Raw genomic sequence first — 20,239 nt, forward strand, 5'->3', positions numbered from 1 at the left:
ACGCTTGCCCGGAATACCCTCTATTTGCAATTGAATGCCGAAAAGATGGTTGCCAACGTGCAACCTCTGTGCATGCCGCCCGAATCGGGCGGCATCGCCCGGCGGCCCGCTCAGCCTTCGGTCTTGAGCGTCTGGATGGCTTCGGCGAGCAGCTCTTCCATGGTCCGGCGGATGCGATGCTCGGACACGTCGATGCCCTTGGCGTCGAAATCACCCTTCACCTTGCGGAAGACGTCCTCGTCGCCGGCCTCTTCCAGATCGGCCTCGATGAGCGTGCGCGCATAGGCCTCGGCCTCGGCGCCGGCCAGGCCGAGCTTCTCGGCCGCCCACATGCCGAGCGCCTTGTTGCGGCGCGCATGCGCCTTGAAGCGCAGCGTCTCGTCGTGGGCGAACTTCGCCTCGAACGCATCTTCGCGCTTATCGAACGTGCTCATGCGGTCTCGCCCCTGTTCCGGAAATCGCGGGGTTGATTATCCCGAGCCCGCACCCAAATCAACGCCGTCGACGCGTCATGGCCGCCCCTACGTCAATGTGACGCTCACAGGCCCTCTCGGGCGCCGCAGAACCGAACATGCACAGGCCCTTTCCGCCGGCGCGTTTGTATCCGCTCCCCCGATCGGCTAGTGTCCGGGCGTGGGTGCCGGTGCCTATGCGACGCGAATCGTCACGCGAGGGGTCGCGCAAAAGTTCGGTACCCCCGCCGTGAAGCCGTACACATCGGAGCCTCGGCACACCAATGGACTTCCTCAACCGACGGTACCCCCCCATGAGCCGCCGCCGCCGCATTTATGAAGGTAAGGCGAAGGTCCTGTATGAAGGCCCTGAGCCCGGCACCCTGATTCAGCATTTCAAAGACGACGCCACTGCTTTCAACAACAAGAAGCATGACGTCATCGATGGCAAGGGCGTCCTCAACAACCGCATCTCGGAATACGTCTTTCAGAAGCTGAACGAGATCGGCGTCCCGACCCATTTCATTCGGCGGTTGAACATGCGCGAGCAGCTCATCCGCGAGGTCGAGATCATTCCGCTCGAAGTGGTCGTGCGCAACGTCGCCGCCGGGTCGCTCTCTTCGCGCCTGGGCATCGAGGAAGGCACGCAGCTCCCGCGTTCGATCATCGAGTTCTATTACAAGAACGACCAGCTCAACGACCCGATGGTGTCGGAAGAGCACATCACCGCCTTCGGCTGGGCCACCACCCAGGAGATCGACGACATCATCGCGCTGGCGATCCGCGTCAACGACTTCCTGTCGGGCCTGTTCCTCGGCGTCGGCATCCGTCTCGTCGACTTCAAGATGGAATGCGGCCGGCTGTGGGAAGGCGACATGATGCGCATCGTCGTCGCCGACGAGATCAGCCCGGATTCGTGCCGGCTGTGGGACATCAAGTCGAACGACAAGCTCGACAAGGACCGTTTCCGCCGCGACATGGGCGGCCTCGTCGAGGCCTATTCGGAAGTCGCGCGCCGTCTCGGCATCATGGCCGAGAACGAGCGGCTCCAGGGCAGCGGCCCGGTTCTGGTGAAATCCGAGCCGGACGAGTGAGGGCCGGCGGCCGGAGCGATGCCCACATGGCTCGGCTGCCATCCGCATTCGCGCATTGAGCCGTTCGCGGCATGATGATAGGCGGGGGCGCAAAGGCCCCCGCTTCTTTATTCCCGAACCATTGTCGTCAAGAGTGGTCTGATGAAGGCACGCGTTCTCGTCACCCTGAAATCCGCGGTGCTCGATCCCCAGGGCAAGGCCATAGAGGGCGCCCTGCGCTCGCTCGGCGTGCCCGGCATCGCCAGTGTCCGCCAGGGCAAGGTGTTCGACGTCGAGCTCGACGGAACGGACAAGGACAAGGCCGAGGCGACCCTGAAGGACGCCTGCGAGAAGCTTCTCGCCAATACGGTGATCGAAACCTACCGCATCGAATTCGTCGGGTGAGGCCTCGCCGATGAAAGCCGCCGTCATCCTCTTCCCCGGCTCGAACCGCGAAGGCGACGTCGCCCACGCCATCCGGCAGATCACCGGCGTCGAGCCGGCCGTGGTCTGGCACGCCGATACCGAGCTTCCCGCCGGCACCGACCTCGTGGTGCTGCCGGGCGGCTTCTCCTATGGCGACTATCTGCGCTGCGGCGCCATCGCCGCCCGGGCCGCGATCATGGACGCGGTGCGCGCCCATGCCGCGCGCGGCGGGCTGGTACTGGGCGTGTGCAACGGCTTCCAGATCCTGTGCGAGAGCGGCCTGCTGCCGGGCGTGCTGGTGCGCAATGCGCGCCTGCGCTTCATCTGCCGCGAGGCGCTGCTGAAGGTCGAGCGCAACGACACCCCCTTCACCAGCCGCTACGCCCGGGGCGCGGTGGTGCGCTTCCCGGTCGCCCATGGCGAGGGCAACTACGCCGCCGACGCCGATACGCTCAAGCGGCTGGAGGGCGAGGGCCGCGTGGTGTTCCGCTATGTGATGCCCGACGGCCGGCGCGACGACACGCAGGTGCTGAATGGCGCCGCCAACTCGATCGCCGGCATCGTTTCCGAAAAGCTCAACGTGCTCGGCCTGATGCCGCACCCGGAGAACCAGGTCGATCCGCTCCTCGGTTCCACCGACGGGCGCGCCCTGTTCGAGAGCATGGTGGATGCGCTGGAGCGGGTGTGAGACCGCGGCTTCCCGCCCTCACCTCGCGCAACCGGATGACCGAACCCGCATGATCAGCGAACCGAAGATCACTCCCGAGCTCATCGCCGAACACGGCCTGAAGCCCGACGAATACGAGCGCATCCTCACGCTCATCGGCCGCGAGCCGAGCTTCACCGAGCTCGGCATCTTCTCGGCGATGTGGAACGAGCACTGCTCCTACAAGTCCTCGCGCCTGCACCTGAAGGGCCTGCCGACCAAGGCGCTCTGGGTGATCCAAGGGCCGGGCGAGAATGCCGGCGTCATCGACATCGGCGACGGCGAGGCCGCCGTGTTCAAGATGGAGAGCCACAACCACCCCTCCTATATCGAGCCCTATCAGGGCGCGGGGACGGGCGTCGGCGGCATCCTGCGCGACGTGTTCACCATGGGCGCGCGGCCGATCGCGGCGCTGAACGCGCTGCGCTTCGGCGATCCCGCCCACCCGCGCACCCGCCATCTGGTGGCGGGCGTGGTGGCCGGCATCGGCGGCTACGGCAATTCCTTCGGCGTGCCGACGGTCGGCGGCCAGGTGGGCTTCCACACCCGCTATGACGGCAACTGCCTTGTCAACGCGATGGCGGTCGGCCTCGCCGACGCCGACAAGATCTTCTACGCCGCGGCGACCGGCGTCGGCCTGCCGGTGGTCTATCTCGGCTCCAAGACCGGCCGCGACGGCATCCACGGCGCCACCATGGCCTCCGCCGAGTTCGGCGAGGGCGCGGAGGAGAAGCGCCCGACCGTGCAGGTCGGCGACCCCTTCGCCGAGAAGCTGCTGCTGGAAGCCTGCCTCGAGATCATGGGCGCGGGCTGCGTGGTCGCGATCCAGGACATGGGCGCGGCCGGCCTCACCTGCTCGGCGGTCGAGATGGGCGCCAAGGGCGACCTCGGCATCGAGCTCGACCTCGACGCCGTGCCCTGCCGCGAGGAGGGGATGAGCGCCTACGAGATGATGCTCTCCGAGAGCCAGGAGCGCATGCTCATGGTCATCGCGCCGGGCAAGGAGGAGCAGGCCGAGGCGATCTTCAGGAAGTGGGGCCTCGACTTCGCCATCGTCGGCCACACCACGGACGACCTGCGCTTCGTGGTGAAGCACAAGGGCGAGGTGAAGGCCGACCTCCCGATCAAGGAGCTCGGCGACCAGGCCCCGCTCTATGACCGCCCCTGGGTGGAGACGCCCAAGCAGCAGCGCATCGACCCGGCCTCGCTGGAGATCACCGGCACGCTGCCGGGCGCGCTGGAGCGGCTGATGGGCTCGCCCAACTTCGCCTCCAAGCGCTGGATCTGGGAGCAGTACGACCATCTCATCCTCAACAACACGGTGCAGCGCCCGGGCGGCGACGCCGCGGTCATCCGCGTCGCGGACGGCCCGAAGGCGCTCGCCCTGACCTGCGACGTCACCCCCCGCTATTGCGAGGCGGACCCGTTCGAAGGCGGCAAGCAGGCGGTGGCGGAAGCCTGGCGCAACATCACCGCCGTCGGCGGCAAGCCCTTGGCGCTGACCGACAATCTGAACTTCGGCAATCCCGAGAAGCCGGAGATCATGGGCCAGCTCGTGTGCTGCCTGCGCGGCATCGGCGAGGCCGCCCGCACGCTCGACTTCCCCGTCGTCTCGGGCAATGTCAGCCTCTACAACGAGACCCACGGGCGCGGCATCCTGCCGACCCCGACCATCGGCGGCGTCGGCCTGCTGCCGGACGTCGAGAAGATGGCCACCCTCGCCTTCAAGGCGAATGGCGAGACCATCCTCGCCGTCGGTGAGACCAGCGGATGGCTCGGCCAGTCCGCCTTCCTCGCCGAGGTGTTCGACCGCGAGGACGGCGCGCCGCCGCCGGTCGACCTCGAACTCGAGAAGCGCAATGGCGACTTCGTGCGCGCGCTGATCGAGGACGGGCTCGTCACCGCGGTCCATGACGTCTCCGACGGCGGCCTGCTGGTCGCGGTCGCGGAGATGGCGATGGCCGCCGGCATCGGCGCCACGCTGGTCTCCCCGCCCGCCGAGATGAGCCCCTTCGCCTACTGGTTCGGCGAGGACCAGGCCCGCTACGTGCTGACCGTGAACGGCGGCTCCAAGGGCGCCGTCATCAAGCGCGCCGAGGCCGCCGGCATCGCGCTCTCCAAGCTCGGCACCACGGGCGGCGACAAGATCGCCCTGCCCGGCGAGCGGGCGATCGTGCTGGAGGCCCTGCGCGAGCGCAACGAAGCCTGGCTGCCCATCTATATGGGCGCGGGCATGATGTGAGGGAGCCCCGACCATGGCGATGGAAGCAGCCGAGATCGAACGTCTCATCCGCGATGGCCTGCCGGACGCGCAGGTGACGATGCGCGACCTGGCCGGCGACGGCAATCACTGGCACGCCACCGTGGTCAGCGAGAGCTTCCGCGGCAAGTCGCGCGTGCAGCAGCACCAGATGGTTTATGCCGCCATCGGCGAGCCCATGGGCGGCGTCCTGCACGCCCTCGCCCTGCAGACCGAAATACCCAAGGCCTGACGGTAGCGGGCGGCGAAAGCCGCTGCCGAAGGTTTGAGGCGGCGCGGCACGACAGCGCGGCGGGCGTGGTTTATATAGGGTCCAAGGGTTGAATGGCGCGCCGGCGCCATCACCTATTCCACAGGACCAGGAACACGCGGCCCGGCGGGCCGCCAACGGGTGAATGCCAGATGAGCATCCAGGATTTCATCGACAGCCAGGTGAAGAGCAACGACATCGTCGTCTTCATGAAGGGGACGCCCCAGTTCCCCATGTGCGGCTTCTCGGGCCAGGTGGCGCAGATCTTCACCCTGCTCGGCGCCGACTACAAGGGCATCAACGTCCTCGATTCCGACGAGATCCGGCAGGGCATCAAGCAGTACACCAACTGGCCGACCATCCCGCAGATCTTCGTCAAGGGCGAGTTCGTCGGCGGTTGCGACATCCTGCGCGAGATGTACCAGTCGGGCGAGTTGCAGACCCTGCTCGAGGAAAAGGGCATCCCGGTGATGGGCCGCGCGAGCGCCTGAGGCCTCGCGCGCGGGGTCGCCTCCCGCGTAGGTTTTGCGGCGCCGGCGCAGCCGGCCGCGATCGCCTGTTCTCAACCCGGGGTCCAGGGTCGCACCCGGCCCGGACCGACAGTGACGGGAAGAGGCATGTCGCCCGAGCGACAGCCGTTGCGTGGCCATTTTTGCTTCGTTGAGCCGGACCAGTTCCGGCTCAAGAAGAACGCCCTGCCTCCTCAATGCTAGGATCGCCGGCATCTACGAACTGCCGGTCGCCGCGCTTTGAATGAGCGATCCCGTTCGGCCGGCGGATTGTAGAAAACCATCTGCTCTTCGCCTCCAGGTTCATGCGCGCGGGCGCAGCACCGGCCTGCGCGCGGCACGTCGAGTCTCATCGACTTCGACCGCTTCGGCGCCCTATATCCCCACCATCAAGAAGACGACCAACCTGAGCATCATCCGCGAACTGCGCGTGACGCGCGAGCAGGGCTGTCGCTGCCGCCGGTTATAGCGCTTCGCCGCCGGCGCCGACCTCTACGAGATTTAGACCTCGAAGCTGTTCCGCATCGGCGGCACGGTGGTGAAGACGCTGGCGCGACGGGTCGGCCTGCGCGACGCCGGCGTGAAGGACGGCGGCACGAAGGAAGACGCCGGCACGGCTCGCCCTTCCCGGCCCTGCTGAGCGCGGGACCGGGGCGGTATTCGTACGTGCCGACGCGGGCGGTGCCTAAACGTCTCGTCGGCTACATCATGCCGAGGTAGGCGGGCAACTGCGCATGGTCCGCATCATGGCGCATGCCGGCCACCTGCCGCGCGCGGCGATGAAGCTGCTGTTCGTCGAGATCGTCGGCCGGCTGCCAGCCCGCGACAAGAACCCTCCGCGCGGCGTGCGCTAAGTCACAGCTGAGCGATGGGACATGGCAGCGACTGCGCCGCTGGACCGGAATCAACCTCTCCAAATTCGCCGGCATCTCCTTGACCAACAACAAAAAAGCCGCCCGGATGGGCGGCTTTTCGTGTCTCGCGATCCGGAAGGATCAGCGCGAATAATACTCGACCACGAGGTTCGGCTCCATCACCACCGGATAAGGCACCTCGTTGAGCTCGGGCACGCGGGCATACTTCGCGGTCATCTTGGAGTGATCGACCTCAAGATAGTCCGGCACGTCGCGCTCGCCGGAGGCGACCGCCTCGAGCACCAGCGCGAGCTGCCTGGAAGCTTCCTTGACCTCGATCACATCGCCGATCTTCAGCTTGTAGCTCGGGATGTTGACGCGGCGGCCGTTCACCTTGACGTGGCCGTGGCTCACGAACTGGCGGGCGGCGAACACGGTCGGAACGAACTTGGCGCGGTAGATCACCGCGTCGAGACGGCGCTCGAGCAGGCCGATCAGGTTGGCGCCGGTGTCGCCCTTGAGGCGCGAGGCCTCGACATAGACGGCGTAGAACTGCTTCTCGCCGATCGAGCCGTAATAGCCCTTGAGCTTCTGCTTGGCGCGCAGCTGCACGCCGAAGTCGGAGAGCTTGCCCTTGCGGCGCTGGCCATGCTGGCCGGGGCCGTATTCACGCTTGTTGACAGGGCTCTTGGCACGGCCCCAGATGTTTTCGCCCATACGGCGGTCAAGCTTGTGCTTGGCCGAAACGCGCTTGCTCATGCGCAGGTCCTCTTCGCATCATGTTGCGTTTGGATCGCGCCCCCTCCTCTGCCCCTCGGGATTATTCCCTGAGGGCCGACAGGACCCCTCCGAACGCGCCGGAGGCATCCACGGGTGCGTGAAACACCACGCGGGGCCGTTGGACAGCCCCGCGAGTGGCGGGTGCATAGTGGGAAACGGACGAAAGGTCAAGGTGCGCGGCCCGGCCCGCCGCCCTCAGTGCGCCTTTCTCAGCGCCGCCAGCACGTCGAGCCCGGCATAGCCGTCCGGCTTCACGCCCATGCGGCGCTGGAAGGTGGCGACCGCGCCCATCGTCATGTTGCCGACGCGCCCGTCGACGCCGCCCGTGTCGAGCCCGATCCGCGTCAGGCGGCGCTGCACCTCCTGCACCTCGGCCAGCGTCAGCGCCCGCTCGCCGCCCGGGAAGGGGGTGACAAAATCGCCGCCGCCCAGCACCCGGTCGCCGAGATGGCAGACGGCGAGCGCGTAGTTCATCGACGGGTTGTAGCTGCGCACCGCGTAGAAGTTCTGCGTCAGCAGGAAGCACGGGCCGTCGGTGCCGACCGGCGCCCACAGGCGCGCCCGCGCCTTCGGATAGGCGAAGCGTCCCCCGCCCGCCGGCCGCACGCCGAGCTTGGCCCAGTCGGCGACCGTGCGCCAGCGCCGCGCGTCGGCATATTTGTCGTCGACGCCCTGCATCGTCACCTCGAAGCCCCAGGGCAGGCCACGCTGGTAGCTTCCGCGCTTGATGAGGTAGCGCGAGCTGCCCGCCAGCGCGTCGGCCACCGAATAGGGCGAGGGATAGCCGTTGCCATCATAGTCGACGCCGAGATTGAGCCACACCTCCGGCATCCACTGGGTGTGGCCCATTGCGCCGGCCCAGGAGCCGAGCATGCCCTCCGGCTTGCCCCAGCCGCGCTGGACGATCGCCAGCGCGTTCAGGTACTCGGTCTCCCAGTAGCGCCGCCGGCGCGGCTCGCCCCAGGCGAGCGCGGCGAGCGAGGGAAAGACCGGATGCATGTGGTCGGGATCGGTGACGAGCTCGCCGAAGGCGCTCTCCATGCCCCACAGGCCGAGCAGCACATCCGGCTCGACGCCGTAATCGGCCTTCAGCCGCTTCAGCAGCGACGCGTTCTCCTTGGCCGCCGCCCGGCCGGTGATCAGCCGCCACTCGGAAATCCGCCGGTTCAGATACTGCCAGAGCTCCTCGCGGAATTCGGGCTGGGCGCGGTCCTTGGCATAGACCGAGAGGTCCGGCTGCAGCCCGCGCGTCACCCGGTCATAGACCGCGTCGGTGATGCCGCGCGCCCGCGCCTTGGCCCGGAACTCCGCCACCCATACCGAAAAAGGCTGCTTGGCCGATTGCGCAACGGCCGGCGAGGCGCCGCCGGCAAGCGCCAGCGCACCCGCCCCAATCAGCAGCCCGCGGCGGGACAACGCTCCCCGCCGCGCCGTGCCGAGGCCGCTCTCATGCTCGTCGCTCACGGGGCGAATCTCCTCCTCCGGCCATTGCCGCCGCTGCGTCATGCTGGGGACGGATCGTGTCGTCGGCAAGGCGCCGGACTACCGCGCCAAAGATTGTCGACGCCTCAGGCCGGCTCGGGCACCGCCGGCACCAGCTCTCCCGCCCGCGCCGGGCGCCCGACGATACGCTCCACCAGCGCCGCGTCGAGAGGCGCGCCGGTGGAGAACAGGCGCAGCGGCGCCGGGCTCGCCGCGAAGGCGACCGGCCCGATGAGCGAGCTCAGCCGCCGGGCGATCGCCGCCGCCGGGTCGATCCAGCGCACTGGCCACGGCGCCAGTCGCTCCAGCCGGTCGAGGATCAGTGGATAATGGGTGCAGGCCAGCACGATCGTGTCGGTGCGCGCACGGCCCTCGCGCAGGAAGGCCGGCGCGCTCTCGGCGGCAATCTCCTCGTCCGCCACCTCCTCGCCGCGCATCGCCGCCTCGGCGAGCGCCGCGAGCCGCGCGCTGCCGACCAGATTGACGGCGCAGCCGCCGGCGAAGTCGCGGATCAGCGCCTGCGTATAGTCGCGGTGCACGGTGCCGGGGGTGGCCAGCACGCTCACCTGCCGCGACAGCGAGCCCTCGCAGGCCGGCTTGATGGCCGGCACCGTGCCGACGAAGGGAATGGGGTAGCGCGCCCGCAGGGCGGGCAGAACCAGCGTCGAGGCGGTGTTGCAGGCGATCACCACGGCGTCGGGCCCGATGCGCGCGATGAGCGCGTCCATCACCCCGAGGACGCGCGCGACGAGGGCCCCCTCCTCGCGCCCGCCATAGGGAAAGCCGGCGTCATCCGCTGCGTAAACGAAGCGCGCATCCGGCCGCGTGCGCGCCAGCTCGCGGAACACGGAAAGCCCGCCGAGGCCGGAATCGAAGACCAGAATGGTCGGCGCACGCAGCGCGCTCGCGGGCGGGTGGGACGGCGCGGAAGACACGAGCGCGGAAACCTGGGACGGCCCTGAGGAACGGAGCGAGGCGCCCCGCGCGGCGGGATCCAGACCGGAAACGGGTGAAGCCTCGATACGCATCTGATGTCCTCCATCCCGGCAGGATTGTGACGCATCCTGGTGAACGGAATCTTTCTTTCAGCGCTCCGTCCCGGCCTCTCCTTCCGCTTCGACGTCGGGCGCCTCCGGGTCGCTCCCGGCAGGCCCGCGCCGGCCGCCCAGACGCGCGGCGGTGCGCGCGGCGCGCGTCTCCCGCCCCTCGACCAGCGCCGCCACCATGCCGTGCAGCGTCGCCAGATCCTGCCGGGTCAGCCCCAGCCGGTGGAAGATGTTGCGGATGTTGCGGGTGGTGACCGGCTGCTTCTCCTTGGAGCGGAAGAACATCGCCGCGTCGAGCTCGCGCTCGACATGGTCGAAGAAGGCGTAGAGGTCGCCCTTGTCCGCGAGCGCATAGCGGTCCGGCTGCTGGAACGGCAGCGTGCCCTCGGAGGCGAGCTTGAACCACTCATAGCTCACCACCGCGACCGCCATGCCGAGATTGAGCGAAGCGAAGGCGGGATTGACCGGCAGGGTGAGGATGACGTCGGCGAGCGACACCTCCTCCGTATAAAGGCCGGTACGCTCGCGCCCGAACAGTATGCCCACCGTGTCGCCGGCGGCGATGCGCGAGGCGGTCTCGACCGCCATGGTATCGGCGCCGATCACCGATTTCTGCATCCCCCGCTCGCGCGCCGTCGCGGCGGCGAGGAAGTTGAGATCCGCCACAGCCGAGCGCAGGTCGGGGAAGATCTCCGCCTCATCGAGGATGCGGTCGGCGCCGGAGGCGAAGGTCACCGCCTTGGGGTTCGGCCAGCCCTCGCGCGGATTGACGATGCGCAGCCGCGACAGGCCGAAATTGCCCATCGCCCGCACGGCCGAGCCGATATTCTCGCCGAGCTGCGGCTCGACCAGAATGACCACCGGTCCGCCCTCCGGCCATGGCCTGGTGCTGTCCGTCCCGGCGCCGGGCATCGCTCGTCTCCTCTCCGCACGGGCGCCGCTCCGTCCGGCGCCGAAAGCTCGCTGATATAGAGGTTGCGGGCGGCGATGCGAAGCGGCCGCCGCGCGCGGCACGCCGCGGCAATAAATCGTGCCGATCGCCCGATTGGTCGAAAATTGGCCCGCCGCATGCTTTCCCTCCGATCCGAGGCGCGCTATCACCCGCGCACCCGGCGTCTGCCGCGCGGACACGACGCCGACCCTCCGACAACGATTTCCGTGCGAGGTGGCTATTCATGGCGAAGATCAAGGTGGCGAATCCGGTCGTCGAACTCGACGGCGATGAGATGACCCGGATCATCTGGCAGTACATCAAGGACAAGCTGATCCATCCCTATCTCGACATCGATCTGGAATATTACGACCTCAGCGTCCAGAACCGGGACGCCACCGAAGACCAGGTCACCGTCGATGCCGCCGAGGCCATCAAGCGCGTGGGCGTCGGCGTGAAATGCGCCACCATCACCCCGGACGCCGGCCGCGTCACCGAGTTCAGCCTCAAGAAGATGTGGCGCTCGCCGAACGGCACCATCCGCAACATCCTCGGCGGCGTGATCTTCCGCGAGCCGATCATCTGCAAGAACGTGCCCCGCCTCGTGCCCGGCTGGACCCAGCCGATCATCGTCGGCCGCCACGCCTTCGGCGACCAGTACCGCGCCACCGACTTCACCGTCCCGGGCCCGGGCACGCTCACCATCAAGTTCGTGGGCGAGAACGGCGAGACGATCGAGCACGAAGTCTACAAGTTCAAGGATTCGGGCGTCGCCATGTCGATGTACAACATCGACGAGTCGATTACCGAATTCGCCCGCGCCTCGCTGAACTACGGCCTGATGCGCAAGTACCCGGTGTACCTGTCGACCAAGGACACCATCCTGAAGCAGTATGACGGCCGCTTCCGCAAGATCTTCCAGGACATCTACGAGACCGAGTTCAAGGCCGAGTTCGAGAAGAACAAGATCTGGTACGAGCACCGGCTGATCGACGACATGGTCGCCTCGGCGCTGAAGTGGTCCGGCGGCTACGTCTGGGCGTGCAAGAACTACGACGGCGACGTGCAGTCGGACATCGTCGCGCAGGGCTTCGGCTCGCTCGGCCTGATGACCTCGGTGCTGATGACGCCGGACGGCAAGGTGGTCGAGGCCGAGGCCGCGCACGGCACGGTGACGCGCCACTACCGCGAGCACCAGAAGGGCAAGGAGACCTCGACCAACTCCATCGCCTCGATCTTCGCCTGGACCCGCGGCCTCGCCCATCGCGCCAAGCTCGACAACAACGCCGAGCTCGCCGCCTTCGCCTCCACGCTGGAGAAGGTGTGCGTCGACACGGTCGAGAGCGGCGACATGACGAAGGACCTCGCCCTTCTGGTCGGCGCCGACCAGAAGTGGCTGTCCACCACCGGCTTCCTCGACAAGATCTCCGACAATTTGCGCAAGGCGCTCGCCTGACGCGCGAACCTGCGCGGCGGGCGCTCAGCCGTCCGCCGCGTCGCCCTTGCCGGGCAGCTCCGGCACCGCGATGTCGACCCGGTGCCGCACCGCCCGCAGCCCTTCGTCGTCATTGATCATCGCGCGGATGCGCTCGCCGATCTCCGGGTGGCGCGAGATGACGTCCGCCAGGTCCCGCGCGTTGAGCATCAGCAGCATGGCGCGGGTGCGCGCCCGCGCCGTCGCCGCCCGCCGCGCGTGCTGCATGAGCGCCATCTCGCCGAAGAACTGCCCGTCCGACAGCACGACCGTCTCGTCCGCGAACTCCAACGCCACCTCGCCGGAGGCGATGAAATACATCGACGTGGCCTCGTCGCCGCGGCGCACGATGAGCTCGCCCGGCTGGGCGGTGTGCGCCGACAGCGCCTTGTGGATCTCGCCGATGCCCCGCGCGTCGAGGTCGGCGAAGAGCGGCACGCGGGCCACCATGCCCCAGGTGATGATGAAGTCGCGCCGCTTGATCACGTCGACGAAGGCGGTCGCGATGATGCCGACCGGCAGGGCGATCATGATGATGCCAGTGATCATGGTCAGCGCCGCGACGACGCGCCCGGCCAGCGTCACCGGATAGGTGTCGCCATAGCCGACCGTCGTCACCGTCGCCATAGCCCACCACATGGCCGCCGGGATCGAGCCGAACTGCTCGGGCTGCACGTTGCCCTCCACCACATACATGGCGGAGGCCGAGATCAGCACCGCGGCGGCGAGCAGCCAGAAGCAGGCGATCAGCGACTGGCGCTCGCTGTGCAGCACCTCCAGCAGCGACTGCATGCCTGGCGAGTAGCGCGCCAGCTTGACGAAGCGCAGCAGCCGCAGGATCGCCAGCGTGCGCAGGTCGATGCCGAAGAACATGGTGAGCACGAAGGGCAGCCAGGCGATCAGATCGATAATCGCCGCCGGCGTGCGCACATAGATTGCGCGCGCCCGCGCGTCGGACAGGCCGCGATAGCGTGGGTTCTCCGGCGCCACCCACACGCGCAGTAGATATTCGATGGCGAAGATGGTCAGCGAGAACAGCTCGAAGGCGCGGTAGAGCACGGCCTCGCGCAGCATCATGCTCGGCACCGTCTCCAGCACCGCGGTCAGCACATTGACCAGGATGAGGGCGATCAGGCCGTAATTGACCTTCTCGGCCAGCTTGTCCTGGGGCGAGTCGCGTTCCAGCACCTCATAGGTGCGCCGGCGCCGGCCGCGTCTCCAAATGGCCGAGCGCCAGCCGGCCTGGCCCTTGCCGGCGCCCATGCCGGTCACTCCTTCCCACGGCCCGGCCCGCCCGGCCTCACCCCGCCAGCGCGCTCTCGATCGCCGCCAGGGCCTCGGCCGCGCGCGCGCCGTCCGGCCCGCCCGCCTGGGCCATGTCCGCCCGGCCGCCGCCGCCCTTGCCGCCCAGCGCCTCGGCGCCGCGACGCACCAGCGCGACCGCGTCATAAGTGCCGGTCAGGTCGGGGGTGACGCCGACGACGATGCCCGCGCGCCCTTCCTCGGTGACGCCGACGATCGCCACCACGCCGGAGCCGAGCCGCTTCTTGCCTTCGTCGACCAGGCTCTTCAGGTCCTTGAGGTCGATGCCGCTCACCTGCCGCGCCATCAGCTTGACCGAGCCGACCATGCGCGCCGCGTCGCCGTCGCCCTCGCCGCCGCCCATGGCGAGCTTGCGGCGGGCATCGCCCAGCTCCCGCTCGAGCTTGCGGCGCTCATCGACGAGCTGGGCGATGCGCGCCTCGACCTCGCCGACCGGCGCCTTGAGCAGGCCCGCCGCGCCGCGCAGCGCACGGCTCTCGGCGTTGAGGTGATGGCGCGCCGCATCGCCCGTCATCGCCTCGATGCGCCGCACGCCGGCGCCGACCGCGCTCTCCCCGACCACGCTGATGAGGCCGATATCGCCGGTGCGCGCCACATGGGTGCCCCCGCACAGCTCGACCGAATAGGGCGCGCCGTTGCCGGCATCCGTCCCCATCGAAACCACCCGCACCTCGTCGCCGTATTTCTCGCCGAACAGCGCGCGGGCGCCGGAGGTGATGGCGTCGTCGACACCCATCAGCCGCGTCACCACCGGCTCGTTGCGAAGCACGATGGCGTTCGCCACGTCCTCGACCTTGATGAGCTCGGCCTCGTCGACCGGCTTGGGATGGCTGAAGTCGAAGCGCAGCCGGTCGGGCGCGACCAGCGAACCCTTCTGCGCGACATGGTCGCCGAGCACCCGGCGCAGCGCCTCGTGCAGCAGATGCGTCGCCGAATGGTTGGCGCAGATCTCGCGGCGCCGCGCGCCGTCCACCGTAAGCACGAGACTGGCGCCGACGGCGAGCGTGCCCCTTTCGACCTCCACCTCGTGGGCGAAGACGTCGCCGAGCTTCTTCTGCGTGCCGAGCACGCGCAGGACGACATCGTCCTCGCCGACCATGCGGCCGATATCACCGACCTGGCCGCCCGACTCCCCGTAGAAGGGCGTCTGGTTCAGCACCACGAGGCCCTGCATGCCGGCGGAGAGCTCCTTCACCTGGCGCCCCTGCGCGACCAGTGCCGTCACCGCGCCCTCGGCCGCCTCGGTCTCGTAGCCGAGGAACTCGGTCGGGCCGACCTCCTCGCGCACGGCGAACCACACCGCGTCGGTCGCCGCCTCGCCGGACCCCGACCAGGAGGCGCGCGCCTCGGCCTTCTGCCGCTCCATCGCCGCGTCGAAGGCGGAGGTGTCGACGCTCACGCCGCGCGCGCGCAGTGCGTCCTCGGTCAGGTCGAGCGGGAAACCATAGGTGTCGTAAAGCTTGAACGCCGTCTCGCCGGAGAACTTGGCGCCCGCGCCCAGCCCCTCGCTCTCGGTCTCGAGGATCGACAGGCCGCGCTCCAGCGTCTTGCGGAAGCGCGTCTCCTCGAGCCGCAGCGTCTCCGTCACCAGCGCCTCGGCGCGTACGATCTCCGGATAGGCACGGCCCATCTCGCGCACCAGCACCGGCACCAGACGGTGCATCAGCGGGTCGCGCGCGCCGAGAAGCTGCGCGTGGCGCATGGCGCGGCGCATGATGCGGCGCAGGACGTAGCCGCGCCCCTCATTCGAGGGCAGCACGCCGTCCGCGACCAGGAAGGTCGAGGCGCGCAGGTGATCGGCGATCACGCGGTGGCTCGCCTTCTGCGGGCCGTCCGCGGGAACGTCCGTCATCTCCTCGACGGCGCCGGTCAGCGCGCGCATCAGGTCGATCTCGTAATTGTCGTGCGTGCCCTGCAGCACCGCCGAGATGCGCTCGAGCCCCATACCGGTGTCGATCGAGGGGCGCGGAAGGTTGACGCGCTCGCCGCCCGGAAGCTGCTCGAACTGCATGAAGACGAGATTCCAGATCTCGATGAAGCGGTCGCCGTCGGCGTCGGGCGAGCCGGGGGGGCCGCCGAAGATGTGCGGGCCGTGATCGTAGAAGATCTCCGAGCAGGGACCGCACGGCCCCGTGTCGCCCATCTGCCAGAAATTGTCCGAGGTCGGGATGCGGATGATCTTCGAATCCGGCAGCCCCGCGATCCGCTTCCACAGGCTGAACGCTTCGTCGTCCTCCGAATAGACGGTGACGAGCAGCTTCTCGACCGGGAGCTCGAACTCGCGCGTGATCAGGTTCCAGGCGAACTCGATCGCGTTCTCCTTGAAGTAGTCGCCGAAGGAGAAATTGCCGAGCATCTCGAAGAAGGTGTGGTGGCGCGCCGTGTAGCCCACATTGTCGAGATCGTTGTGCTTGCCGCCCGCGCGCACGCATTTCTGCGAGGTGGTCGCGCGCGAATAGGGCCGCTTCTCGATGCCGGTGAAGACGTTCTTGAACTGCACCATTCCGGCATTGGTGAACATCAATGTCGGATCGTTGCGCGGGACAAGCGGCGAGGACTCCACGACCTCATGGCCGTTCCTCGCGAAATAGTCGAGAAAGGTCGATCGTATCTCGTTAACGCCGCTCATTGAATCCGGTCCGCCGCAATCTAGACTGCCGGCGCCGCGAGACGTCCGGCCCGCGCCGCAGGCGCGAGTGCACGGTTCTAGCGATGCGCCAAGACCTTGTCCAGAAAGGCCGGCCGGCTCATTTCGAAGGTCCCCGGGAGACTTCCGGAAGGCTTCCGGAACCGCGCCGGACGAGCCCGCCGGCTTGAGGTAAAAGGCGCGGGAGCCGGGCCGCGGCGCGTCCCGAACCTCGCATGGCGCACGGCGTCAGGCCTCGGCCGCGCCGTCGTCCTCTTCCCCTCCGTCGCCGGCGAGAATCTGCTCGGCGATCAGGCCGGCATTCTGCCGGATGGTCGCCTCGATCCGCCCGGCGACCTCGGGATGCTGACGCAGGAAGTTCTTCGCATTCTCGCGCCCCTGCCCCAGCCGCTGGCTGTCATGGGAGAACCAGGCGCCGGACTTCTCGACCACGCCGGCCTTGATGCCGAGGTCGATCAGCTCGCCCATCTTGGAGACGCCCTCGCCATACATGATGTCGAACTCGACCTGCTTGAAGGGCGGCGCCAGCTTGTTCTTCACGACCTTGACGCGGGTCTGGTTGCCGACGACCTCGTCGCGCTCCTTGATCGCACCGATGCGGCGGATGTCGAGACGCACGGAGGAATAGAACTTCAGCGCATTGCCGCCCGTCGTCGTCTCGGGGCTGCCGTACATCACGCCGATCTTCATGCGGATCTGGTTGATGAAGATCACCATGGTGTGGGAACGGTTGATGGAGGCGGTGAGCTTGCGCAGCGCCTGGCTCATCAGCCGCGCCTGCATGCCGGGCTGGTTGTCGCCCATCTCGCCGTCCAGCTCGGCACGCGGCGTCAGCGCCGCCACCGAATCCACCACCAGCACGTCCACCGCGCCGGAACGCACCAGCGTGTCGGCGATCTCCAGTGCCTGCTCGCCGGCGTCCGGCTGCGAGATCAGCAGGCCATCGAGGTCGACCCCGAGCTTGCGGGCGTAGATCGGGTCGAGCGCGTGCTCCGCGTCGATGAAGGCGCACACCCCGCCCTTCTTCTGCGATTCCGCGATGGTATGCAGCGCCAGCGTGGTCTTGCCCGACGATTCAGGGCCGAAGATCTCGACCACGCGCCCGCGCGGCAGCCCGCCGATGCCGAGCGCGATATCGAGCCCGAGCGAGCCGGTCGACACGGTCTCGATCTCCATTATGCGGTCGTTCTTGCCGAGCCGCATGATCGAGCCCTTGCCGAAATGCCGCTCGATCTGGGTGAGTGCGGCGTCGAGCGCCTTGGCCTTGTCCATGGAAGATCCTTCGACGAGTCGCAAAGTCGCTTGAGTCATTGCCGGGCTCCGGTTCGCACGCAAGGGGTAGGAGATGGGATCGGCGGGATTTCGGTGGACCGTACCCTTTTTGTTCGATGTTCGCAATATGTTCTGGCCATTTCGCGCCGAAATTCGGCTCCCTCGCGCGCCGGCCCCTCCTCTCTTTACGGCTTTGCCTCGCCGGCGCACGTGGTATGGGTGCGGCCGAGCCGGCACCGGCAATCACCTGCCCGAAGAAAGTCCCGACATGATCCTCGAAATCGCTCTCCTCGAAATCACCCCCGGCCAGGAAGCCGAGTTCGAACAGGCCTTCGTCAAGGCCGGCCCGCTGTTCCAGCGCGCCAAGGGCTGCCGCGGGATGGAGATCCAGCGCTCGATCGAGCACCCGAGCCGCTACCGCCTGTTCGTGAGCTGGGAGACGCTCGAGGATCACATGGTCGGCTTCCGCGAGTCGGAGGACTTCCAGGGGTGGCGCGCGCTCGTCAGCCCCTATTTCGTCAAGCCGCCCGAGGTGGAGCACACCCAGCTCGCGGTGAAGAACTTCTGAGGCGCAAGGCCGCGCGGCCGTCAGCGCGGCCAATGCCCGTCCCGCAACGCGGCGGGGCGGATGAGGCCGAAGGGCAGCTCGCAACCCTCCCAGAAGCCATCCAGCGCGGCGGCGAGCGCACCGTCGGTCCACCCCCTACCCGGCTCCCGTTCCGCGTGAAGAATGCGCACCTGCGGCAGAAGGGCGAGGCGCTCCCTCGCCCGCCGTTCGCGCGGCGTCGGCATCGAGCCGCCTTCGAGAAAGACGACAAGCAGCTCGCACCCGGTCCAGAACGCCGCGTCGCAACGCACGAAGCCGTGCGGCCCGCCCGCCTCCTCGCGCCAGCCGACATGGGCGGCGGGAAGCGGCAGGAGGGCGCTGAACGCCCAGTCGCGATAGTGCGGCAGCGCGCCCTCAGGGTCGAACCCCGCCTGCGCGAGGCGCTCGCTCAGCACGGTGCGCGCATCCTCCACCCGCGCAGCGACGAAGCCGACATAGTCGTCGAGAAAAGCCCGCAGCGGCGCGGCGAAGAGCGGTGCGCGGCGCCGCAGCGCCACGCCGGCGAAGGCGAGCATGGCCCGGCTGTCGTCGAGCCCGGCGATGGCGGCGGCCGGCGCGCGCAGCCAGCCGGCGCTGTTGAGGCGCAGCGCCGGCATGCCCGGCTGAACCAGGGCGAGCCTCGGGCTGAGGCACGCCCCGGCGGCCCGCATCGCGGCCTCCTCCTGGCGCACGGCCTCGCCGGCATCGGTGATCGGCCCGTAGGAGATGGCGAAGCCGTCGGCCGGCGGCAGGGCGGGCATCGTCGTCAGATGTCCGCCTCGAGGCAGTACAGCCCGCCCGACCAGCGGTCGCCCGAATAGATGACGCCGCGCTCGTCGACATAGATGTCGTTCATCTGCGCCGTCGGCACGCGCGAATTCTCCGGCCCCGGCGGGATGAAATAGGCGATGGTCTCGGGGCGGTACGGGTCGCGGATATCGTAGATGCGGATCCCGGCATTGAAGAAGCAGCCGAAGATGATCTCCTCGCTGTAGAAGGAGGGACCCGGCCGGTTCTCATGGATGTTATGCGAGCCGAAGCGGCCGCCCTTGTGGCCGAACTCCTCCACCGGCGGCAGCGGAAAGGTCGAGATCGGCACCAGATTGCTCTCCAGCCGGGCATCGACCATCCAGGTCAGCTTCGGCCAGTCCCCGGCGTCGTCCAGCACGCACTCGTCGCTCACCACCAGCAGCTCGCGCTCGAACAGCGGCAGCACGGTGTGGGTGAAGCCGGGATAGGGCGGGTGCGGGTTCCAGGCGCCGACGACCTTCGGGTTGGCCTTGTCGGCGATGTCGAGGATGAAGGCGCCGCCGTCGATATAGCCGAGATAGGCACGGTCCGGCCGCTGCGGGTAGACGTTGGCGTTGTGGAGCCGCACCGCGTCCGGCCCGCGGATCATGTCGAGCGGCTGCGGGTTGAGGCGCTTGGGCGGCGGGGCCTCGTCGCCCATGCGTGTGCCGGGATACCACCAGCGCCCCGCCTCGCGCGGGCGGGCGGGAACGCGCACGTCGATGATCTGGTAGAACTGGTCGTCGCGCGGATGGGTGGGCGTGAAGTCGGCCGCGCCGCTCGCGCAGTGCACGAATTCCCCGTCGACGAACCACAGGCAGTGCACGCCGCGCGAATGCGGCCCCGACGTGTCGTAGAACGACACCGAGCGCGGCTGTTCGGGCACGGAGACGTCGAACAGCTCGAAGCCGGCCGGCTTACCGCCATATTCCGAGGTCTGGTAGGCGACGGCCATGAGGTCGCCGACCACCTCCAGCGAGTTCGAACGCATGTTGCGGTTGGGCAGGTCGGTCTGGCAGACCACCGCCGGCTTGCGCGGGTCGCTGACGTCGACGCCGGTGAAGTTCTTCGGCGGCCCTTCATGGGCCAGCCAAAGGATACGCCGGCCGTCCCTGGCGATCTGCATGCTCATGCCTTCGCCCAGCGAACCGAAGCCGTTCAACGTGTCCTGCGACAGCAGCTTCATGTTCTTCGATATGGCGCCCTGCATGAATTTCCTCCCCGTTCGTTCTTGGTTTCGGCGGATCTGGCGGCCCGCTCGGTTGGCGCCAAGTATACAAATTCTCTCCGCCCTGGTATAAAAATATAAATTTTTGCCGGACGTGGCCGCACCTCCCGCGGCGCGAGTTCGAGGAATGTGTGATGAGCCTTCCGGCACC

At 68.2% G+C, this 20,239-nt stretch carries 18 protein-coding genes; 8 read left to right on the plus strand and 10 right to left on the minus strand.

Annotated features, from left to right (window positions below):
- Positions 1-110 precede the first annotated feature (110 nt).
- Complete coding sequence (locus NVS89_RS13080; RefSeq protein WP_258733192.1) at positions 111-434, minus strand: DUF1476 domain-containing protein; 324 nt, start codon at positions 432-434, stop codon at positions 111-113.
- Between the two features lie 302 nt (positions 435-736).
- On the opposite strand from NVS89_RS13080, the gene purC reads away from it, so the two are divergent.
- The 6 genes from purC (at position 737) to grxD (ending at position 5,658) form a co-directional block, all read left to right on the plus strand.
- A complete protein-coding gene (gene purC / locus NVS89_RS13085) occupies positions 737-1,546 on the plus strand; it encodes a phosphoribosylaminoimidazolesuccinocarboxamide synthase (protein ID WP_258733193.1) in 810 nt (269 codons plus the stop codon).
- A 141-nt stretch (positions 1,547-1,687) separates the two neighbouring features.
- Positions 1,688-1,930 carry a phosphoribosylformylglycinamidine synthase subunit PurS gene (gene purS / locus NVS89_RS13090; RefSeq protein ID WP_258733194.1) on the plus strand — a complete coding sequence of 81 codons (243 nt, stop codon included), beginning with the start codon at positions 1,688-1,690 and terminating at the stop codon, positions 1,928-1,930.
- Positions 1,931-1,940: 10 nt separating this feature from the next.
- Complete coding sequence (gene purQ, locus NVS89_RS13095) at positions 1,941-2,639, plus strand: phosphoribosylformylglycinamidine synthase subunit PurQ (RefSeq protein WP_258733195.1); 699 nt, start codon at positions 1,941-1,943, stop codon at positions 2,637-2,639.
- Positions 2,640-2,688: 49 nt separating this feature from the next.
- The gene (purL, locus tag NVS89_RS13100; protein ID WP_258733196.1) at positions 2,689-4,899 is read left to right on the plus strand and encodes a phosphoribosylformylglycinamidine synthase subunit PurL; all 2,211 of its coding nucleotides are present in this window, start codon (positions 2,689-2,691) and stop codon (positions 4,897-4,899) included.
- A gap of 13 nt (positions 4,900-4,912) precedes the next feature.
- A complete protein-coding gene (locus NVS89_RS13105) occupies positions 4,913-5,149 on the plus strand; it encodes a BolA family protein (RefSeq protein ID WP_258733197.1) in 237 nt (78 codons plus the stop codon).
- Between the two features lie 170 nt (positions 5,150-5,319).
- Positions 5,320-5,658, plus strand: coding sequence for a Grx4 family monothiol glutaredoxin (grxD, locus tag NVS89_RS13110; RefSeq protein WP_258733198.1), 339 nt, complete (start codon positions 5,320-5,322; stop codon positions 5,656-5,658).
- Positions 5,659-6,671: 1,013 nt separating this feature from the next.
- Here the strand turns inward: grxD and rpsD are convergent.
- From rpsD to NVS89_RS13130, 4 genes are all read right to left on the minus strand, one after another.
- Positions 6,672-7,289, minus strand: a complete 618-nt coding sequence (rpsD, locus tag NVS89_RS13115; RefSeq protein WP_258733199.1) for a 30S ribosomal protein S4 — start codon at positions 7,287-7,289, stop codon at positions 6,672-6,674.
- A gap of 216 nt (positions 7,290-7,505) precedes the next feature.
- Positions 7,506-8,774, minus strand: coding sequence for a lytic murein transglycosylase (locus tag NVS89_RS13120; RefSeq protein WP_258733200.1), 1,269 nt, complete (start codon positions 8,772-8,774; stop codon positions 7,506-7,508).
- A 104-nt stretch (positions 8,775-8,878) separates the two neighbouring features.
- Entirely contained in the window at positions 8,879-9,727 is an 849-nt protein-coding gene (gene murI / locus NVS89_RS13125) for a glutamate racemase (protein WP_258733201.1), read from the minus strand.
- A 150-nt stretch (positions 9,728-9,877) separates the two neighbouring features.
- On the minus strand, positions 9,878-10,750 hold the full coding sequence (locus NVS89_RS13130; RefSeq protein ID WP_258733202.1) for an RNA methyltransferase: 873 nt from the start codon (positions 10,748-10,750) through the stop codon (positions 9,878-9,880).
- 263 nt (positions 10,751-11,013) lie between these two features.
- Between NVS89_RS13130 and NVS89_RS13135 the strand changes: the two genes are divergently transcribed.
- Positions 11,014-12,225: an NADP-dependent isocitrate dehydrogenase gene (locus NVS89_RS13135; protein WP_258733203.1), complete on the plus strand. Its 1,212-nt coding sequence runs from the start codon at positions 11,014-11,016 to the stop codon at positions 12,223-12,225.
- 24 nt (positions 12,226-12,249) lie between these two features.
- Here the strand turns inward: NVS89_RS13135 and NVS89_RS22950 are convergent, their stop codons facing one another.
- The 3 genes from NVS89_RS22950 to recA all read right to left on the minus strand — a co-directional run bounded on the left by NVS89_RS22950 (position 12,250) and on the right by recA (position 17,524).
- Positions 12,250-13,506 (minus strand): cyclic nucleotide-gated ion channel, encoded by a 1,257-nt coding sequence (locus tag NVS89_RS22950; RefSeq protein ID WP_309486549.1) that lies wholly within the window; start codon positions 13,504-13,506, stop codon positions 12,250-12,252.
- 37 nt (positions 13,507-13,543) lie between these two features.
- Complete coding sequence (gene alaS / locus NVS89_RS13150) at positions 13,544-16,195, minus strand: alanine--tRNA ligase (protein ID WP_258733204.1); 2,652 nt, start codon at positions 16,193-16,195, stop codon at positions 13,544-13,546.
- Positions 16,196-16,441: 246 nt separating this feature from the next.
- Complete coding sequence (gene recA / locus NVS89_RS13155; protein ID WP_258733205.1) at positions 16,442-17,524, minus strand: recombinase RecA; 1,083 nt, start codon at positions 17,522-17,524, stop codon at positions 16,442-16,444.
- 229 nt (positions 17,525-17,753) lie between these two features.
- On the opposite strand from recA, the gene NVS89_RS13160 reads away from it, so the two are divergent.
- Complete coding sequence (locus NVS89_RS13160) at positions 17,754-18,053, plus strand: antibiotic biosynthesis monooxygenase family protein (RefSeq protein WP_258733206.1); 300 nt, start codon at positions 17,754-17,756, stop codon at positions 18,051-18,053.
- A 20-nt stretch (positions 18,054-18,073) separates the two neighbouring features.
- On the opposite strand, the gene NVS89_RS13165 is transcribed toward NVS89_RS13160, so the two are convergent.
- Both NVS89_RS13165 and NVS89_RS13170 read right to left on the minus strand, forming a co-directional pair.
- On the minus strand, positions 18,074-18,832 hold the full coding sequence (locus NVS89_RS13165; RefSeq protein ID WP_258733207.1) for a hypothetical protein: 759 nt from the start codon (positions 18,830-18,832) through the stop codon (positions 18,074-18,076).
- 5 nt (positions 18,833-18,837) lie between these two features.
- The gene (locus NVS89_RS13170; RefSeq protein ID WP_258733208.1) at positions 18,838-20,070 is read right to left on the minus strand and encodes an LVIVD repeat-containing protein; all 1,233 of its coding nucleotides are present in this window, start codon (positions 20,068-20,070) and stop codon (positions 18,838-18,840) included.
- Between the last annotated feature and the right edge of the window lie 169 nt (positions 20,071-20,239).

The sequence above is a fragment of the Ancylobacter mangrovi genome, assembly GCF_024752355.1.
Taxonomy (GTDB): Bacteria; Pseudomonadota; Alphaproteobacteria; order Rhizobiales; family Xanthobacteraceae; genus Ancylobacter; species Ancylobacter mangrovi.

Bases quoted from the DNA above. Each gene is read 5' to 3' on its own strand.
- NVS89_RS13080 (WP_258733192.1), bottom strand. From the start codon at position 434: ATGAGCACGTTCGATAAGCGCGAAGATGCGTTCGAGGCGAAGTTCGCC.
- purC (WP_258733193.1), top strand. From the start codon at position 737: ATGGACTTCCTCAACCGACGGTACCCCCCCATGAGCCGCCGCCGCCGC.
- purS (WP_258733194.1), top strand. From the start codon at position 1,688: ATGAAGGCACGCGTTCTCGTCACCCTGAAATCCGCGGTGCTCGATCCC.
- purQ (WP_258733195.1), top strand. From the start codon at position 1,941: ATGAAAGCCGCCGTCATCCTCTTCCCCGGCTCGAACCGCGAAGGCGAC.
- purL (WP_258733196.1), top strand. From the start codon at position 2,689: ATGATCAGCGAACCGAAGATCACTCCCGAGCTCATCGCCGAACACGGC.
- NVS89_RS13105 (WP_258733197.1), top strand. From the start codon at position 4,913: ATGGCGATGGAAGCAGCCGAGATCGAACGTCTCATCCGCGATGGCCTG.
- grxD (WP_258733198.1), top strand. From the start codon at position 5,320: ATGAGCATCCAGGATTTCATCGACAGCCAGGTGAAGAGCAACGACATC.
- rpsD (WP_258733199.1), bottom strand. From the start codon at position 7,289: ATGAGCAAGCGCGTTTCGGCCAAGCACAAGCTTGACCGCCGTATGGGC.
- NVS89_RS13130 (WP_258733202.1), bottom strand. From the start codon at position 10,750: ATGCCCGGCGCCGGGACGGACAGCACCAGGCCATGGCCGGAGGGCGGA.
- NVS89_RS13135 (WP_258733203.1), top strand. From the start codon at position 11,014: ATGGCGAAGATCAAGGTGGCGAATCCGGTCGTCGAACTCGACGGCGAT.
- NVS89_RS22950 (WP_309486549.1), bottom strand. From the start codon at position 13,506: ATGGGCGCCGGCAAGGGCCAGGCCGGCTGGCGCTCGGCCATTTGGAGA.
- alaS (WP_258733204.1), bottom strand. From the start codon at position 16,195: ATGAGCGGCGTTAACGAGATACGATCGACCTTTCTCGACTATTTCGCG.
- recA (WP_258733205.1), bottom strand. From the start codon at position 17,524: ATGACTCAAGCGACTTTGCGACTCGTCGAAGGATCTTCCATGGACAAG.
- NVS89_RS13160 (WP_258733206.1), top strand. From the start codon at position 17,754: ATGATCCTCGAAATCGCTCTCCTCGAAATCACCCCCGGCCAGGAAGCC.
- NVS89_RS13165 (WP_258733207.1), bottom strand. From the start codon at position 18,832: ATGCCCGCCCTGCCGCCGGCCGACGGCTTCGCCATCTCCTACGGGCCG.
- NVS89_RS13170 (WP_258733208.1), bottom strand. From the start codon at position 20,070: ATGCAGGGCGCCATATCGAAGAACATGAAGCTGCTGTCGCAGGACACG.